General features: G+C 73.2%; 16 protein-coding genes. 13 read left to right on the top strand and 3 right to left on the bottom strand.

The window, feature by feature from the left end:
* Positions 1 to 46: 46 nt before the first annotated feature.
* The 7 genes from AB2L28_RS00755 to AB2L28_RS00725 all read left to right on the top strand — a co-directional run bounded on the left by AB2L28_RS00755 (position 47) and on the right by AB2L28_RS00725 (position 7870).
* Positions 47 to 1321 (top strand): GAF domain-containing protein, encoded by a 1275-nt coding sequence (locus AB2L28_RS00755; protein ID WP_370716811.1) that lies wholly within the window; start codon positions 47 to 49, stop codon positions 1319 to 1321.
* 108 nt (positions 1322 to 1429) lie between these two features.
* Positions 1430 to 2953, top strand: coding sequence for an acetaldehyde dehydrogenase ExaC (exaC, locus tag AB2L28_RS00750; protein WP_370716810.1), 1524 nt, complete (start codon positions 1430 to 1432; stop codon positions 2951 to 2953).
* A 1-nt stretch (position 2954) separates the two neighbouring features.
* Positions 2955 to 3323, top strand: a complete 369-nt coding sequence (locus tag AB2L28_RS00745) for a DUF779 domain-containing protein (protein WP_370716809.1) — start codon at positions 2955 to 2957, stop codon at positions 3321 to 3323.
* A gap of 249 nt (positions 3324 to 3572) precedes the next feature.
* Entirely contained in the window at positions 3573 to 4877 is a 1305-nt protein-coding gene (locus AB2L28_RS00740; protein ID WP_370716808.1) for an MFS transporter, read from the top strand.
* 19 nt (positions 4878 to 4896) lie between these two features.
* Positions 4897 to 5988, top strand: coding sequence for a quinone-dependent dihydroorotate dehydrogenase (locus AB2L28_RS00735; RefSeq protein WP_370716807.1), 1092 nt, complete (start codon positions 4897 to 4899; stop codon positions 5986 to 5988).
* Between the two features lie 75 nt (positions 5989 to 6063).
* Positions 6064 to 7635 carry an MFS transporter gene (locus tag AB2L28_RS00730; RefSeq protein ID WP_370716806.1) on the top strand — a complete coding sequence of 524 codons (1572 nt, stop codon included), beginning with the start codon at positions 6064 to 6066 and terminating at the stop codon, positions 7633 to 7635.
* A gap of 25 nt (positions 7636 to 7660) precedes the next feature.
* Positions 7661 to 7870: a hypothetical protein gene (locus AB2L28_RS00725; protein WP_370716805.1), complete on the top strand. Its 210-nt coding sequence runs from the start codon at positions 7661 to 7663 to the stop codon at positions 7868 to 7870.
* An 89-nt stretch (positions 7871 to 7959) separates the two neighbouring features.
* Here AB2L28_RS00725 and AB2L28_RS00720 read toward each other — a convergent pair whose 3' ends face one another.
* From AB2L28_RS00720 to AB2L28_RS00710, 3 genes are read right to left on the bottom strand one after another with little or no spacing between them, the layout of a single operon-like run.
* Positions 7960 to 8970, bottom strand: a complete 1011-nt coding sequence (locus AB2L28_RS00720) for an aldo/keto reductase family protein (RefSeq protein WP_370716804.1) — start codon at positions 8968 to 8970, stop codon at positions 7960 to 7962.
* A 52-nt stretch (positions 8971 to 9022) separates the two neighbouring features.
* Positions 9023 to 9934 carry a COX15/CtaA family protein gene (locus AB2L28_RS00715; protein WP_370716803.1) on the bottom strand — a complete coding sequence of 304 codons (912 nt, stop codon included), beginning with the start codon at positions 9932 to 9934 and terminating at the stop codon, positions 9023 to 9025.
* A 9-nt stretch (positions 9935 to 9943) separates the two neighbouring features.
* Positions 9944 to 10537 (bottom strand): DUF3043 domain-containing protein, encoded by a 594-nt coding sequence (locus AB2L28_RS00710; protein WP_370716802.1) that lies wholly within the window; start codon positions 10535 to 10537, stop codon positions 9944 to 9946.
* 38 nt (positions 10538 to 10575) lie between these two features.
* On the opposite strand from AB2L28_RS00710, the gene AB2L28_RS00705 reads away from it, so the two are divergent.
* The 6 genes from AB2L28_RS00705 (at position 10576) to AB2L28_RS00680 (ending at position 16547) form a co-directional block, all read left to right on the top strand.
* The gene (locus AB2L28_RS00705) at positions 10576 to 12045 is read left to right on the top strand and encodes a dipeptidase (RefSeq protein WP_370717252.1); all 1470 of its coding nucleotides are present in this window, start codon (positions 10576 to 10578) and stop codon (positions 12043 to 12045) included.
* A gap of 107 nt (positions 12046 to 12152) precedes the next feature.
* Entirely contained in the window at positions 12153 to 12530 is a 378-nt protein-coding gene (locus tag AB2L28_RS00700) for a HesB/IscA family protein (RefSeq protein ID WP_370716801.1), read from the top strand.
* Positions 12531 to 12636: 106 nt separating this feature from the next.
* Complete coding sequence (aat, locus tag AB2L28_RS00695) at positions 12637 to 13347, top strand: leucyl/phenylalanyl-tRNA--protein transferase (RefSeq protein ID WP_370717251.1); 711 nt, start codon at positions 12637 to 12639, stop codon at positions 13345 to 13347.
* A gap of 90 nt (positions 13348 to 13437) precedes the next feature.
* A complete protein-coding gene (ctaC, locus tag AB2L28_RS00690) occupies positions 13438 to 14376 on the top strand; it encodes an aa3-type cytochrome oxidase subunit II (protein WP_370716800.1) in 939 nt (312 codons plus the stop codon).
* Positions 14376 to 16142, top strand: a complete 1767-nt coding sequence (gene ctaD / locus AB2L28_RS00685; protein ID WP_370716799.1) for an aa3-type cytochrome oxidase subunit I — start codon at positions 14376 to 14378, stop codon at positions 16140 to 16142. Before ctaC ends, ctaD begins: the two co-directional genes overlap by 1 nt.
* A gap of 3 nt (positions 16143 to 16145) precedes the next feature.
* Positions 16146 to 16547 (top strand): cytochrome c oxidase subunit 4, encoded by a 402-nt coding sequence (locus tag AB2L28_RS00680; protein ID WP_370716798.1) that lies wholly within the window; start codon positions 16146 to 16148, stop codon positions 16545 to 16547.
* Positions 16548 to 16690: the final 143 nt, after the last annotated feature.

Here is a 16690-nt window from a genome sequence, read left to right as displayed (position 1 = left end):
CCGTGGTCGGGCCCGGACCGAGGACGGTCCCGGCGGGAGGTCGGGGATGACGTCGGGGGAGCTGTCCGGGGCGCGCGAGGACTGGCTGGCCCAGAGCGCGAGCGCCGCCGCGGGCACGCCCCTGCCGGGGGCTCGCGACCTCGTCTCCTCCTCCTGGTGGCGCGCCCGCCGCACCGGCCTCGACCCCGACCGGGTCGCACCCCCGGTCCTCACCGACCCCTCGGACCTGCGGGCACGGCGCGAGGCGCACCCCCTGGCCGCGGTCCTGCCGACGGCGCGGCGGCTGCTGCTGGCCGAGCCCCTGGGCGTGCCCGTGCTCATGGCCGTCAGCGACGCCGACGGGACGCTGCTGTGGGTGGAGGGCGATCCCGGTCTGCGCCGCTCGGCCGAGCGGATGGCCTTCACCGAGGGGGCCCGGTGGAGCGAGGACGTCGCCGGCACGAACGCCCCCGGCACCGCCCTGGCGCTGGGCCGGCCGGTCCGCGTGCGCCGGGGGGAGCACTACGCGACCGCCGTGTCCGGCTGGAGCTGCTCGGCCGCCCCCGTCCGCGACCCCTCGACCGGGCAGGTCCTCGGCGTCCTGGACCTCACCGGCGGGGACGACCTCGGCCGGGAGCGGGCGCTGGAGTTCGTCCGCGCCGCCGTCGGGGCCGTGGAGGCCGAGCTGCGGGTCGTGGCCCTGCGCCACCGCCTCGCCCCCGGTGCCCGCACCGCCACCGCTGCCCTCGCGCCCGCCGCGCCCCGCCTCACCGTGCTCGGGCCGGTGCCGGCGCTCGCAGCCGGTGGGCACGCGCGGCCGCTGTCGTGGCGGCACAGCGAGGTGCTGCTCCTCCTGGCGCTCGCCCCGGGGCCGGGGCTGTCCGCCGCCCAGCTCGCGGCCGAGCTCGACGAGCGCGACCTGGCCCCGGTCTCGGTGCGGGCCGAGGTGCACCGCCTGCGGGCCGTCCTGCGCGAGCGCACCCGCGGCGGGCTGGACCTGTCCCCGGCGCCCTACCGGCTTCTCGGCGACCTGCGCTGCGACGCCCTCGACGTGCGGGCGGCCCTGCGCGAGGGCCGGCTGCGGGAGGCCGTCGGAGGCTGGACCGGGGACCTGCTGCCCGGTTCCGACGCCCCCGGGGTGCGCGACCTGCGCGAGGAGCTGCTCCTGGAGCTGCGCACGGCCGTCCTGGAGGGGGACGACGACCTGGCCCTGCTGGAGTTCTCCCGCACCGGGGCCGGGCGCCGGGACGTCGTCGTCGCCCGGGACCTGGTGGCCCGGCTCGGCCCGGGGGACCCCGGCCGCGCCGAGGCGGTCGCCCGCTGGGAGCGGTTGCGGGGCTGAGCGCGGGGCCTCGCGCGACGGGCGTGCAACGGTGGTGCAACGCGGGCGGGTGCAGGGTGGGGCCACGGCGACGGAGCAGTCGCCGTCCCCTCACCGCGGAGGTCTGCCATGACGGTCTACGAGGCACCCGGACGCGCCGGGAGCGTCGTCGAGTACGCCGACCGGTACGACCACTGGATCGGCGGTGAACGCGTACCGCCCGCCGAGGGGCAGTACTTCGAGAACCCCAGCCCCGTCACGGGGCAGACCTTCACCGAGGTCGCCCGCGGCACGGCCGCCGACGTCGAACGCGCCCTGGACGCCGCGCACGCCGCGGCCCCGGCCTGGGGCCGCACGTCCGTCGCCGAGCGCGCCCTCGTCCTGAACCGCATCGCCGACCGCGTCGAGGCCAACCTCGAGAAGCTCGCCGTCGCCGAGACCTGGGACAACGGCAAACCCGTCCGCGAGTGCCTCGCGGCCGACCTGCCCCTCGTCGTGGACCACCTGCGCTACTTCGCCGGGGTCGTCCGCGCCCAGGAGGGCGGGATCTCCCAGATCGACGACGACACCGTCGCCTACCACTTCCACGAACCCCTCGGCGTCGTCGGGCAGATCATCCCGTGGAACTTCCCGCTGCTCATGGCGATCTGGAAGCTCGCCCCGGCGCTCGCGGCCGGCAACGCCGTCGTCCTCAAGCCGGCCGAGCAGACACCCGCCTCGATCATGCTGCTGATGGACCTCATCGGGGACCTGCTGCCCCCGGGGGTCGTCAACGTCGTCAACGGGTTCGGTGCCGAGGCCGGCAAACCCCTGGCCGCCAACCCGCGCATCCGCAAGATCGCCTTCACCGGTGAGACGACGACCGGCCGGCTGATCATGCAGTACGCCAGCCAGAACCTCATCCCGGTGACGCTGGAGCTCGGGGGCAAGAGCCCCAACGTGTTCTTCGACGACGTCGCCGCCGCCCGTGACGACTTCTACGACAAGGCCCTCGAGGGGTTCACGATGTTCGCCCTCAACCAGGGCGAGGTGTGCACGTGCCCGTCCCGGGCCCTCATCCAGAGCGGCGTCTACGACACGTTCCTGGGCGACGCCCTCGACCGGACGAAGGCCGTCAAGCAGGGGAACCCCCTGGACACCGAGACGATGATCGGGGCGCAGGCGAGCAACGACCAGCTCGAGAAGATCCTGTCCTACATCGACATCGGGAAGAAGGAGGGCGCGAAGCTGCTGACGGGCGGGGAGCGCGCCGACCTCGGCGGGGAGCTGTCCGGCGGGTACTACGTGAACCCCACCGTGTTCGAGGGCGACAACTCGATGCGGATCTTCCAGGAGGAGATCTTCGGGCCCGTCGTCTCGGTCACCCGGTTCGACCACCCGGACGACGCGCTGAAGATCGCCAACGACACGCTCTACGGCCTCGGGGCCGGGGTGTGGTCGCGGGACATCCACCTCGCCTACCGGATGGGCCGCGGCATCCAGGCCGGGCGGGTGTGGACGAACAACTACCACTCCTACCCCGCGCACGCGGCGTTCGGTGGCTACAAGAGCTCGGGCATCGGCCGCGAGAACCACGCCATGATGCTCGACCACTACCAGCAGACGAAGAACCTGCTCGTCAGCTACTCGACGTCCAAGCTCGGCTTCTTCTGAGGTGGCCGTCGGTCTGACCCCGGAGGCCGCGGCCGAGCTCCGCAGCCTCCGGGCCCGCCACGGGGACCTCATGTTCCACCAGTCCGGGGGGTGCTGCGACGGCAGTTCCCCCATGTGCTTCGCGGACGGCGACTTCGTCCTCTCGGACGCGGACGAGTTCCTCGGCGACGTCGAGGTCCCACCGGTCGACGGCGAGGACGGACGCACCGAGGGGTTCACGGTGGGGGTGTGGATGTCGAAGGAGCAGCACCGGGTGTGGGCGCACACGGAACTGACCATCGACCTCGTGCCCGGCCGGGGGGCGGGGTTCTCCCTCGAGGCGCCCGACGGGGTCCGGTTCCTCGTCCGGTCCGACCTCTGCCGCACCTGAACCCCGGTCGGGGTGCGGATCGCCACGCGGGTCCTCGACGCGGTCCGTGCGCCCGCCCGCACCGGCGAGCCCGACCGTCTCGCGGAGTGAGACGCGCGTCCCGCGAGTTGGACCCTCCGCAGGTGCGGCGTAAGCTGCCGGAACACCCGGGAGCGACGACGGCGACCCCGGTGCGCACCGGGTGTCGACCGCCCGGCCAGGAGGACCCCTGGGGGCCCGTCCCGTCCCGCGATGCCCCGAAGGTTCCCCATGTCCGGTCAGACCCGCACGACCGCACCCCTCGCGCCGCCCACCAACCCCGTCGGCAAGGTCGCCGCCGCCAGCCTCATCGGCACGACGATCGAGTTCTACGACTTCTACGTCTACGCGACCGCCGCCGTGCTGGTGTTCCCCGCGCTGTTCTTCCCCTCCGACAACGACACCGCGGCGACGCTGGCGTCGCTGGCGACCTTCGCCATCGCGTTCGTCGCCCGGCCCGTCGGGTCGGTGTTCTTCGGGCACTTCGGGGACCGCGTGGGCCGCAAGACGACCCTCGTGGCCGCCCTGCTCGTCATGGGCATCTCGACCGTCCTCATCGGGGTGCTGCCCACGCACGCCTCCGCGGGCAACCTCGCCCCGGCGCTGCTGTGCGTCCTGCGCTTCGGGCAGGGTTTCGGCCTCGGCGGGGAGTGGGGCGGCGCGGCGCTGCTCGCGACGGAGAACGCCCCGCCGAACCGGCGCGCCCTGTACGGGATGTTCCCTCAGCTCGGTGCGCCGTTCGGCTTCGTCCTGGCCAACACCCTGTTCATCCTGCTCGCGACGCAGATGGACGACGCGACCTTCCAGTCGTGGGGGTGGCGGGTGCCGTTCCTGCTGAGCTCCCTGCTCGTGGTCCTCGGGTTGTGGATCCGGCTGAGCCTGGCCGAGACCCCGGTGTTCGCCAAGGCCCTCGCCGAGGAGCGCCGCGTGCGTGTCCCGGTGGCCGAGACGTTCCGCCGCAGCGGCAAGGTCGTCGTCCTCGGGGCGTTCTCGGTCATGCTGACCTACACGCTCTTCTACCTCACGACCACGTGGTCGCTGAGCTACGGCACCACCGCGCTGGACTACTCGCGCCAGCAGTTCCTGCTCATGCTGTGCGTCGCCGTCCTCTTCATGGCCGCCGCGACGCCGCTGTCGGGCTGGCTGTCGGACCGCTTCGGGCGCCGGCCGGTGCTGGCGACCGCGATGGTCGGCGGGGCCGTCGTCGGCCTGCTCACCGGGCCGCTGCTGGGTTCGGGGCGGACCGGGCTCGTCATGGTGTGGCTGTGCGCCGGGCTGTTCTTCATGGGCCTCGTCTTCGGGCCCATCGGGGCCTACCTGCCCGAGCTCTTCCCGACGACCGTGCGGTACACGGGCGCCTCGCTGGCGTTCAACTCCGGGTCGATCCTCGGGGCCTCGCTGGCGCCCTACACCGCCGTCCGGCTGGCCGCGGCGCACGACGTCAGCTGGGTGGGGTACTACCTCGCCGGGACGGCCGTCGTGAGCCTCGTCTCACTGGCCCTGCTGCGCGAGACCCGCACCTCGTCCCTGGAGTGACCCCCGTTAGGGTGCTGGCGTGGCGGCGAGCGGACGCGTGTACAAGACCCTCTACCGGCACGTGCTCACCCGCGTCGACGCCGAGGTCGCCCACCGCTGGGCCTTCGCCGGGATGCGGCTCGCCAGTCGCGTCCCGGTCGCCTCGGACGTGCTGCGCCGCAGCTTCGCCGCCGACGACGACCGGCTGCGGGTGCGGGTCCTCGGCCTGGACTTCCCGACCCCGCTGGGGCTCGCGGCCGGGTTCGACAAGAACGCCACGGGGCTGACCTCGCTGGGGAACTTCGGGTTCTCCTGCGTCGAGGTCGGCACCGTCACGGCGCTGCCGCAGCCGGGGAACCCCAAGCCCCGGCTGCACCGGCTCGTCGCCGACCGCGCCGTCGTCAACCGCATGGGGTTCAACAACGACGGCGCCGAGGTCGTCGCGAAGCGGCTGCGGCAGTACCGCGCCGTCCCGCCCGCGCACCCCGTCGTCGTCGGGGTGAACATCGGCAAGAGCAAGGTCGTGGGGGAGACCGGCGCCGCCGCCGACTACGCCACCTCCGCCCGCCTCCTCGCGCCCTACGCGGACTACCTCGTCGTCAACGTCTCCTCCCCGAACACCCCCGGACTGCGCGACCTGCAGGCCGTCGAGAAGCTGCGCCCGGTCCTCGCCGCCGTGCGCGAGGCCGCCGACGGCGCGGCCCACCGGCACGTCCCGCTCCTGGTCAAGATCGCCCCGGACCTGTCCGACGCGGACGTCGACGCCGTCGCCGACCTGGCCCTGGAACTGGGCCTGGACGGCATCGTCGCCACGAACACGACGACCGCTCGCGCGGGGCTGCGGACCCCGCCCGAGGTCGTCGAGGCGGCCGGGGGCGGCGGGCTGTCCGGGGCGCCGCTCAAGGCGCGGTCGCTGGAGGTGCTGCGCCGGCTCGCCGCGCGGACCCGCGGCTCGCTCGTCCTCGTCGGGGTCGGGGGGCTCGAGACGGCCGACGACGTCGCCGAACGCCTCGACGCCGGGGCCTCCCTCGTCCAGGCGTACACGGCGTTCGTCTACGAGGGCCCGGGCTGGGCGCGCCGCGTCCTCGAGCAGCTCGCGGCGAGCCGGACGCGGCGCGAGAGCGACCGCTAGTCCCGAGTTGTGCGGTCGTTCCGCGCGGGTGACGCTTCGACGGTTGCCCCAGCGAAACCCCGACCGAGGAGACCCGTGACCGACACGGCCCGGCGCCCCGCCACCGACGACTCCGAGGCGCCCGACCCCAACCGCTGGCGCGCCCTCGCGGTGTGCCTGGTGGTGGGGTTCATGACGTTGCTCGACGTCTCCATCGTCAACGTCGCCCTGCCCTCCATCGAGTCCTCCCTCGGGGCGGGCTCCTCGCAGGTGCAGTGGATCGTCGCCGGGTACGCCCTGGCGTTCGGGCTCGTCCTCGTCCCGTCCGGACGCATCGGCGACCTCTCCTCGCGCCGGCTCATGTTCGTGCTCGGGCTGTCGGGTTTCGTGCTCACCAGCGCAGCCGCCGGGGCCGTGCAGTCGGCCACCGCACTGGCCGTCGTCCGGCTCGCGCAGGGCATCAGCGCCGGCCTGGTGAACCCGCAGGTCCTCGCGCTCATCCAGCAGCTGTTCAGCGGCGCCGAGCGGGCTCGGGCCTTCGGGGCCTTCGGCACGACCGTCGGCTTGTCGACCGCCGTCGGTCCCCTCCTGGGAGGCGCCATCCTGGCGGTCTTCGGCGAGCAGGAGGGCTGGCGCGGGGTGTTCCTCGTCAACGTCCCCATCGGGCTCGTCCTCATCCCGCTGGCGTGGAGGTGGTTGCCCGGCAGGGACCCGGACCGTGCGCGGGGCACGCTGCACCTGGACGTCCCCGGGCTGTTGCTGCTGGCCGCGGCCACCGTCCTGGGCATGCTCCCGTTCGTCCTGACCACCGGGCAGGGGGACTCCGCGGCGCGCTGGTGGTTCCTGCTGCCGGCCGCGGTGCTGCTCGCCGCCTTCGTCGCCTGGGAGCGCCGGCAGGGTCGGCGCGGTCGTGGACCCGTCGTGGACGGTGAGCTGGTGCGGACCCGGTCCTACCGCAACGGCGCCCTCGTCGGCATCGCCTACTTCGCCGGGTTCACCGGCATCTTCCTCGTCGTGACGTTGTACCTGCAGTCCGGGCTCGGTCTGGCCCCCTGGCAGGCCGGGCTCGTGCAGACGCCCTTCGCCGTGCTGTCGGCGCTGTTCGCCCAGATCGGTGGTCGCCAGGTCGCCGCCCGCGGCCGCAAGGTCGTCGTCCTCGGTCTCGTCGTCGTCGCGGCCGGTCTGCTGGCGGCCGACCTCGCCGCCGCCGCCGTGCAGGGGACGTCGGGGGCCGTCGCGCTGGCGGCGTGCCTGGCCGTCGCGGGGGCCGGTTCCGGCCTCGTCATCTCCCCGAACCAGACCCTCGCCCTGGCCGACGTCCCGCCGCGCGTGGCGGGGGTGGCCGGCGGGGTGCTGCAGACGGGGCAGCGCGTCGGGTCGGCCGTCGGCGTGGCCGCCACGACCTCGATCTTCTTCTCCACCGTCGTCGGCGCCGGGCTCGGTGGCCGGGCGGAGCAGGCCGGCGCCGGTCAGGGCACACCGCCGCAGGTGCAGGACGTGTTCGGGCAGGCGCTCTCCGACGGGCTGCGGGTCTCGATCGCCCTCGTCCTGCTCGCCCTCGTGGTCGCCGTCGTGGACCTCCTGCGCCGGGAGCACGGCGACGAGGAGCACCCCCGCGGGCACCACGGCGCGCACGACGCCTCGGTGGCCAAGCACCGCGCCGGGTAGCCGGGAGGCCGGGTAGCGTCGACCCGTGAGAGCGACGCAGTGGACGTGGACCTACGAGGACGCCGAGGGCCGGGCCGTCGCGCAGGAGAGCGCGGTCTTCCCGACGCAGGCCGACGCCGAGGTGTGGATCGGGGAGACGTGGCGCGGGCTGCGCGCGCAGGGTGTCGAGAACGCCCACCTGTGGGCCGACGGCGCGAAGGTGTACGGACCGCTCTCGCTGCGCCCCGCCGACTGACCCCCCGGGGTGCGGACCGCCGACGCAGCCGGCTCACCGGCTGAGTCGGCGGCGTGCAGGAGCCCACCCCCGGGGGACCGGGCGACGCGTCAGGAGGGACGTTCGGTGGGGGAGGTCGCGGCGGTGCGGGCCGGGTCGCGCTCCACGACGTCGCCGAGGACGGCGTCGATGCGCTGCAGCAGCTCCTCGGGGATCCGCACCCCGGACGCCTTGACGTTCTCGTGCACCTGCTCGGGACGGGAGGCGCCGATGATCGCCGACGCGACGTTGTCGTTCTGCAGCACCCACGCCACGGCGAGCTGGGCCATCGACAGCTCCAGCTCCCGCGCGACGGACTTCAGCTCCTGGACCCGCGACAGCACGTCGTCGCGCATCCAGCGGCTGATCATCTGCTTGCCGCCCTTCTCGTCGGTGGCGCGGCTGCCCTCCGGCGGCGCACCGCCCGGGGTGTACTTGCCGGTCAGCACGCCCTGGGCGACGGGGGAGAAGACGACCTGCGAGACGCCGAGCTCGCGAGAGGTCGGCACGACCTCCGGCTCGATGACTCGGTAGAGCGCGGAGTACTGCGGCTGGTTGGAGATGAGCTGGAACCCCAGCTCGTCGGCCAGCTCGTGGCCCTGCCGCAGCTGGTCGGCGGTCCACTCGCTGACGCCGACGTAGAGCGCCTTGCCCGCGCGCACGACGTCCGCGAACGCCTGCATCGTCTCCTCGACCGGCGTCGAGACGTCCCAGCGGTGGGCCTGGTAGACGTCGACGTGGTCGGTGCCGAGCCGGCGCAGCGAGCCGTCGATCGACTCCAGGACGTGCTTGCGCGACAGACCGGAGTCGTTGTGCCCCTTGGGGCCGGTGGGGAAGTAGACCTTGGTGAGGATCTCCAGGCTCTCGCGGCGCTGACCCTTCAGCGCCGTGCCGAGGACCGTCTCGGCGGCCGTGTTGGCGTAGACGTCGGCGGTGTCGAACGTCGAGATGCCCGCGTCGAGGGCGGCGTGCACGCACGCGACCGCCGCCTCGTTCTCGACCTGCGAACCGTGGGTGAGCCAGTTGCCGTAGGTGATCTCGGAGACTTTCAGACCACTGCGACCGAGGTGTCGGAACTCCATGGCCGCGAACCTAGTCCCACGGCACGCGGGGGGCGAGGGTCGGGGGCCGCGTTCAGACGGCCAACGCCTCCGGGGCACGGCGGTCGACGGTCGTGGACCGGGCGGCGAGCAGCACCCGCGTCGCCCCGGCCGCGGTCAGGGCCGCTCCGAGCAGGTGCAGGACGACGGCCAGACCGGGCAGGCCGTCGAGGCTCTGGTAGGTGCCGAGCGCGGCCTGCGCGACGAACAGCACGAGCAGGACCGTGGCGCGGCGGCGGACGAGGTCGTCGCCGGCGCGCCGGGCCACCACGACGACCGCGGCGGCGAGGACGAGGGCGGCCACGGCGAAGACCCCGTGGACGACGGTCACCGTCGCCCAGTGCAGGGGGATCCGGTGGATCTCGGCGCTGTCCCCGGGGTGCGGACCCGCACCGGTGACCACCGTCCCGACGACGACCACGACCCCGGTGACGACGACGAGCCAGCGCGCGAGCCGGCGGGTGCTCCCGGCGGGGGCCGGGACGAGGGCGCGGTGGGCGATGTCGTAGCTGACCGTGGTCGAGACGAGCAGCGCGATGGCGGCGAGGAAGTGCCCGGCCACCACGTAGGGGTTCAGGCCCGTCAGGACGGTGATGCCGCCGACGACCGCGTTGAGCAGGACGCCGACGAACTGGCCCCAGGCGGAGAACAGCAGCGCGCGGTGGCGCGGCCGCTGCAGCAGGCAGGCGATGATCACGGCGCCGACCGCGACGCAGATGACCGTGGTCAGCAGCCGGTTGCCGAACTCGATCGCGCCGTGCAGACCGGTGGCGGCCGTCGCGGAGGTGAAGGAGTCGTCGGTGCAGCGCGGCCACGTCGGGCAGCCGAGCCCGGAACCGGTGACGCGGACGATGCCGCCGGTGACGATGATGAGGACGGCGACGGCGACGGCGATCGTCGTCGTCCAGCGGACGGCGCGCGAGTGGGTCGTGGGTGCGGGGCTCACGGCACGGGCTCAGGCGGGGTGGGCGCCGCGGGCCACCATCGGGACCGGGCGGCGCATGCGACGGATCTGCAGGGCGCGGGTCACCCCGTAGGAGACCAGGCCGCGCTCGGGCTCGTCGAACTTCGCGGCGACGGCGCGCTTGACCCTGCGGCCCAGCAGGACGCTGTCGACGACGACGATCGCGAGCATCGCGTAGATCAGCAGGGTGGTGCCGAGCACGAGCGTCGTGGACCCCAGCGGGGTGGCGACCATCGACAGGACCAGCGAGATCCCCGCGATGATGAGGAAGTACTCGCCCACGTTGCGGCGGGCGTCGACGACGTCGCGGACGAAGCGCTTCTGCGGGCCGCGGTCGCGGACCGGCAGGTAGCGCTCGTCGCCGGTCAGCAGGGCGGCCTGCATCTTGGCGCGCTGCTCGCGCTGGACCTCGCGGCTCGCCTTCTGGGCCGCCTTGCGGTCGGTCGGCACGAGCGGGCGCTGGTTGCGGGCCTGCGCCTCGCTGCGCCTGGGGGTCGGGCGGCCCTTGCCGCCGACCTTCGTCAGCTCGACGGCGGGACGATGCTCCACCGCGGGGGCCGTCTTGTCCTTCGAGCGTCCGAACACAGGTGAAGGGTACGTCACCGGGAACGGCCCGGACCCGGATGTGTAGCGTCGCCGGGGTGAGCGATCCCACGGCCCCCGCCGGCCAGTCCACCGCCGCGTCCGCCCCCGTCCCCGCCGACCGGACGGGCCGCCTGCGCGCCGCCTCGGCCGCCCAGGACGCCGCGACCCGGGCGGACCTGGAGGCGCTGGTCCGCGTGCCGAGCGTGTCCGCCCGCGCCTTCGACGCCGCCCACGTGCACACCAGCGCCGCCGCCGTCGCCGAGCTCCTGCGCGGAGCCGGGGTGCCGCGGGTGGACGTCGTCACGGCGCGCGCCGCCGGGGCCGGTCCGGGTGGGGGCGACCTCGAGTCCCACCCCGCGGTCATCGCCCACCGCCCCGCCCCGGCCGGGGCGCCGACCGTCCTGCTCTACGCCCACCACGACGTGCAGCCGCCCGGCCGGGACGCCGACTGGTCCAGCCCGCCGTTCGAGCCGGTCGAGCGCGGCGGCCGCCTCTACGGCCGCGGTGCCGCGGACGACAAGGCCGGGGTCATGGCCCACGTGCACGCGCTGCGGACGCTGCTGCCGACGTGGGGGCCGGACGAGGGCGTCGGGGTGACGGTCTTCGTCGAGGGCGAGGAGGAGATCGGCTCCCCGACCTTCGCCGCCTTCCTCGACCAGCACCGGCAGGCCCTGGCGGCCGACGTCATCGTCGTGGCGGACTCGGGCAACTGGCGGGTGGGCGTCCCGGCGATCACGACGACGCTGCGCGGCCTGGTCGACTGCGACGTGACCGTGGACGTCCTCTCCCACGCCGTGCACTCGGGGGTCAACGGCGGCCCGGTGCTGGACGCGCTCACGTGCCTGGCGCGGCTGCTGGCGACCCTGCACGACGAGAACGGGGACGTCGCCGTCGACGGCCTGCACGCCTCCGCCGCGCCCGTCGTCGACCTCGACGAGGCCACCTTCCGCGCCGACGCCGGGGTGCTGCCGGAGGTCCGGCTCGCGGGGACGGGCACGGTGGCCGACCGCCTGTGGACCAAGCCGGCCATCGCCGTCATCGGGCTGGACGCCACGCCCGTGGACCGGGCGAGCAACACCCTCGTCCCCTCGGCCCGCGCCAAGGTCAGCATGCGGATCGCCCCGGGCCAGGACCCCTCGGTGGCCGCGACGGCGCTGCGCCGGCACCTGCTGGCCAACGCCCCGTTCGGCGCGCGCGTGCGCGTCGAGGACGGCGAGGAGGGCCAGGCGTTCTCCGCCGACACCTCCGTGCCGGCGCACGCGGTCGCCCGGGAGGCGTTCGCGGCCGCCTTCGGCGTCCCCGCCGTCGAGATGGGCATGGGCGGGTCGATCCCCTTCATCGCCGACCTGTCGGCGGTCTACCCGCAGGCCGCGATCCTCGTGACGGGCGTGGAGGACCCGGACTCGCGCGCCCACGGCGCCGACGAGTCCCTGCACCTGGGGGACTTCGCGAAGGTCTGCCTCGGCGAGGTCCTGCTGCTCGACGGGTTGAGCGCCCGGCGGGCGTAGCCTGGTCGGGTCCGACCGTCGGGAACGGGGTGGTCGGGAACACGGCGACCGCCCCGGCGGTTGCCACCACCGACAGCCCGCCGCGAGCGCTACCGGAGACGATGCTCATGACCACCACCAGCGACACCACCGCGACGACGACCGCCGACGCGGTGGCGACCCACGGGGTCCTGCTGACCGACGTGGCCGCGACCAAGGTGCGCACCCTGCTCGAGCAGGAGGGCCGCGACGACCTGCGGCTGCGCATCGCCGTGCAGCCCGGCGGCTGCTCCGGCCTCATCTACCAGCTCTACTTCGACGAGCGGAACCTCGACGGGGACGCCGTGCGCGACTTCGACGGGGTCGAGGTCGTGGTGGACAAGATGAGCGGTCCCTACCTCGACGGCGCGACGATCGACTTCGCCGACACCATCGAGAAGCAGGGGTTCACCATCGACAACCCCAACGCCGGGAGCAGCTGCGCCTGCGGTGACTCCTTCAGCTGATCCCGCGACCGGCCGGCCGGCCCCCGCCCCCACCCCGGGGACGGGGGCCGCTCGCGTCTGGGCCGCGCCCCCGCCCCGCGAGCCGGTCGGCCGGGAGCGCTTCGAGGTGGGCGGGTCCCGCTTCGCCTTCGGCGACGTCGCGGCGGAGGCGGGCGAGGACCTCGTCGCGGCCGGTGGCGACCTGCGGCCGGCGACCGTGCTGGAGGCCTACCGCCGCGGCCTGTTCCCGATGGGCCTGGGCGGCGGTGGCCGCGGGCCCCTGGGCTGGTGGTCCCCGGACCCCCGCGGTGTCCTCGCCCCCGAGCGCGTCCACGTCTCCCGCTCCCTGCGGCGGTCCCTGCGCACCTTCGAGGTCCGGCTGGACACGGCCTTCGACGACGTCGTCGCCGGGTGCGCGGACCCGGCGCGGCCGGGGGCGTGGATCACCGAGGAGGTCGCCCGCGCCTACGGGCGCCTGCACCGGCTGGGCTGGGCCCACTCGGTCGAGGTCTGGCGGGGCGGGGAGCTCGTCGGCGGTCTGTACGGCCTGAGCCTGGGCGGGCTGTTCGCGGCCGAGTCCAAGTTCCACCGCGTCACCGACGCCTCCAAGGCCGCGGTGGTGGCGCTGGCGGAGGTCATGACGTCGGACGGCGTGGACGGCCGGCTCGTGGACGTCCAGTGGCGCACCGACCACCTGGCCACCCTGGGGGTGCGGGAGGTGCCGCGACCCGCGTACCTGGCCGCCCTGCGGACGGCCCTGGCCCGCCCCGTGCCCCGGCCCCTGCGCCCGGCGGTCCCGGCGCGCCCCGATCGGCCGAACGACTACGACGGGGGGTAGTCTCTCCTCCGAGGGACGACTCTGCTCAGGACCAACGCGTCAGGGGCACGAAACGTCCCCGTTCACTGCTCGCACGTGGAGAGGTCGACGTTGGGTACGCGAGACTCGGGCGCGACGCGTCGTCGCCGTCCCCCCAAGGCGCTGGTCGCCGGTGCGCTCACCGGGGGTGCGGCGCTGCTGCTGACCGGTTGCGCGGGGGACTGGCCGAACGCTTCGGCGAGCAACTTCTTCCTCCCCGACGCCAGCATCGGGGCCACCGACATGACCCCCCGTATCTCCCAGCTGTGGGACGGGTCCTGGATCGCCGCCCTCGTCGTCGGCGTCCTCGTCTGGGGTCTGACGATCTGGTGCGTCGTGGCCTACCGGCGGCGCAAGAACGACCCGGAGCTGCCGCCCCAGGTCCGGTACAACATGCCGATCGAGATCCTCTACACGATCGTCCCGGTCATGATGGTCGGCGTCCTCTTCTACTACGTCGCCCGCGACCAGCAGGCCATCCTCGACACCTCGGAGACCCCGGAGGTCACGATCCAGGTGGTCGGCAAGAAGTGGTCCTGGGACTTCAACTACCTCGAGGGCAACGGCCAGTCCGCGCAGCCGGGCGTCTACGACACCGGCCGGCAGGCCGACCTCACCGGTCGCGACGGCGTGGAGGAGGACCTACCGACGCTGTACCTGCCGGTCAACGAGACGGTCCAGTTCGACCTGTACTCGCGCGACGTCATCCACTCGTTCTGGGTCCCCGCCTTCCTCATGAAGATGGACATGATCCCGGGCAGCCCGAACCAGTTCCAGGTCACCCCCACCAAGGAGGGGGAGTTCAAGGGCAAGTGCGCCGAGCTGTGCGGTGAGTACCACTCCGAGATGCTCTTCAACGTCCGCGTCGTCTCGGCCGAGGAGTACCAGCAGCACCTCGACGACCTGGCAGCGGCCGGCCAGACCGGGTCCCTGCCGACCACCCTGGCCGGGGCCGAGGAGCTCGCCGGCGTCCAGGCCGACTCCGTCCACTCGAACGAGGGGGAGAACTGATGGCTGCTGAGAGCCTCGACCTGCCCGGCGCGGCGGCGCGCGTCACCTCGCGCCAGCCGCTGGGTGCGGTCGTCCCGCGCTCCCGCGGTCGCGTCATCGCCAACTGGTTGTCCAGCACCGACCACAAGGTCATCGGCAACCTGTACTTCATCACCTCGTTCATCTGGTTCCTGCTCGGCGGGATCATGGCGCTGCTCATCCGCGCCGAGCTCTTCGAGCCCGGCATGCAGGTGTTCGCCACCAAGAACGAGTACAACCAGGCGTTCACCATGCACGGCACGGTGATGCTGCTGCTGTTCGCGACCCCGCTCTTCTCGGCCTTCGCGAACGCGATCATGCCGCTGCAGATCGGTGCGCCCGACGTGGCGTTCCCGCGGCTGAACATGTTCGCCTACTGGCTGTTCCTCTTCGGCGGCCTCATCGCCGCCGCGGGCTTCGTCACCCCCGGCGGGGCGGCGAGCTTCGGCTGGTTCGCCTACGCACCGCTGAGCGACGTCGTCCACTCCCCGGGGCTGGGCGGCAACCTGTGGGTCATGGGCCTGGCGTTCGCCGGGTTCGGCACCATCCTCGGTGCGGTCAACTTCATCACCACGATCATCTGCATGCGCGCTCCCGGCATGACGATGTTCCGGATGCCGATCTTCACCTGGAACACGCTCATCACGAGCGTCCTGATCCTCATGGCGTTCCCGGTGCTGGCGGCCGCGCTGCTGGCCCTGGCGGCGGACCGCATCATGGGCGCCCACGTCTTCGAGGCCGCCAACGGCGGGCCGATCCTGTGGCAGCACCTGTTCTGGTTCTTCGGCCACCCGGAGGTCTACATCATCGCGCTGCCGTTCTTCGGCATCGTGACCGAGATCTTCCCGGTCTTCAGCCGCAAACCGGTCTTCGGCTACAAGGGCCTCGTCTTCGCGACGATCTCCATCGCCGGCCTCTCGGTGACCGTGTGGGCCCACCACATGTACGTCACGGGCAAGGTCCTGCTGCCCTTCTTCGCCTTCATGACGATGCTCATCGCCGTCCCCACGGGCGTGAAGTTCTTCAACTGGATCGGGACGATGTGGCGCGGGTCGCTGACCTTCGACACTCCGATGCTGTGGGCGGTCGGCTTCCTCGTGACGTTCCTCTTCGGCGGTCTGACCGGCGTGATCCTGTCCGCCCCGCCGCTGGACTTCCAGCTGTCCGACTCCTACTTCGTGGTGGCGCACTTCCACTACGTCGTCTTCGGCACGGTCGTGTTCGCGATGTTCGCGGGCTTCTACTTCTGGTGGCCCAAGCTGACCGGCAAGATGCTGCACGAGGGCTGGGGCAAGCTGCACTTCTGGCTGCTGTTCGTCGGCTTCCACACCACGTTCCTCATCCAGCACTGGCTGGGGGCGGCCGGGATGCCGCGCCGCTACGCCGACTACCTCGTGGGGGAGGGCTTCGAGACGATGAACCAGATCTCCACGATCGGGTCGTTCGTCCTGGGCCTGTCCTTCCTGCCCTTCCTCTGGAACGTCTACCGGACCGCCCGCTTCGGCGAGAAGGTCACCGTGGACGACCCGTGGGGCTACGGCGCCTCCCTCGAGTGGGCGACCTCCTGCCCCCCGCCGCGGCACAACTTCACGTCGCTGCCGCGCATCCGCTCCGAGCGTCCGGCGTTCGACCTGCACCACCCCGAGGTCGCCGCGCACGACGACCACGACGGTGGCGGGAACCTGCTCGATGCGGTGTACGGCGGCTCCGACCGTCGTGGCCGCGAAGACGTCCACGGAGGGCGCTGACCGATGAAGCCTGAAACCTGGCTGTTCTCCGGCGGGATCCTGTTCTTCCTCCCCGTCGCCTTCGTCTACGGGATGCTCACCCGCTGGGACGAGTGGGTGGGCTTCATCGCCCTCCTGCTCACCGGCGGTCTGGCCCTCCTCGTCGGCACCTACCTCACGATCACCGCGCGCCGCATCGACGACCGCCCCGAGGACAACCCCCGGGCCGACATCTCCGAGGGCGCCGGGGAGCAGGGCTTCTTCTCCCCGCACTCGTGGTGGCCGCTCTACCTCGCCCTCGGCGGCGCGATCACCTTCTTCGGGGTGGCCGTCGGCTGGTGGCTGTGGCTCATCGGCGTCGTGATCACCGTGCCGATGATCGTCGGCTGGGTGTTCGAGTACTACAAGGGCGAGCACGCCCACTGAGCTCGTCGTCCGCAGGGCCCCGCACCGTCGTCGGTGCGGGGCCCTCGCGCGTTCCGGGTCGTGTCACGGATCTGTGACACGGTGCGTGCAACGTGACGGGGGGCGCGCGGCGTCCCATCCCGTGAGAGCGGCCGCCGAGGTGC

The sequence above is a fragment of the Kineococcus mangrovi genome (genome assembly GCF_041320705.1).
GTDB lineage: Bacteria > Actinomycetota > Actinomycetes > Actinomycetales > Kineococcaceae > Kineococcus > Kineococcus mangrovi.
Note: the sequence above shows the minus strand (reverse complement) of the source record. Positions and strands in the feature narration are given on the sequence as shown.

Excerpts from the sequence above, each read along its gene's own strand:
- AB2L28_RS00755 (WP_370716811.1), top strand. The coding sequence starts at position 47 with ATGACGTCGGGGGAGCTGTCCGGGGCGCGCGAGGACTGGCTGGCCCAG.
- exaC (WP_370716810.1), top strand. The coding sequence starts at position 1,430 with ATGACGGTCTACGAGGCACCCGGACGCGCCGGGAGCGTCGTCGAGTAC.
- AB2L28_RS00740 (WP_370716808.1), top strand. The coding sequence starts at position 3,573 with ATGTCCGGTCAGACCCGCACGACCGCACCCCTCGCGCCGCCCACCAAC.
- AB2L28_RS00720 (WP_370716804.1), bottom strand. The coding sequence starts at position 8,970 with ATGGAGTTCCGACACCTCGGTCGCAGTGGTCTGAAAGTCTCCGAGATC.
- AB2L28_RS00705 (WP_370717252.1), top strand. The coding sequence starts at position 10,576 with ATGTGTAGCGTCGCCGGGGTGAGCGATCCCACGGCCCCCGCCGGCCAG.
- AB2L28_RS00700 (WP_370716801.1), top strand. The coding sequence starts at position 12,153 with ATGACCACCACCAGCGACACCACCGCGACGACGACCGCCGACGCGGTG.
- ctaD (WP_370716799.1), top strand. The coding sequence starts at position 14,376 with ATGGCTGCTGAGAGCCTCGACCTGCCCGGCGCGGCGGCGCGCGTCACC.
- AB2L28_RS00680 (WP_370716798.1), top strand. The coding sequence starts at position 16,146 with ATGAAGCCTGAAACCTGGCTGTTCTCCGGCGGGATCCTGTTCTTCCTC.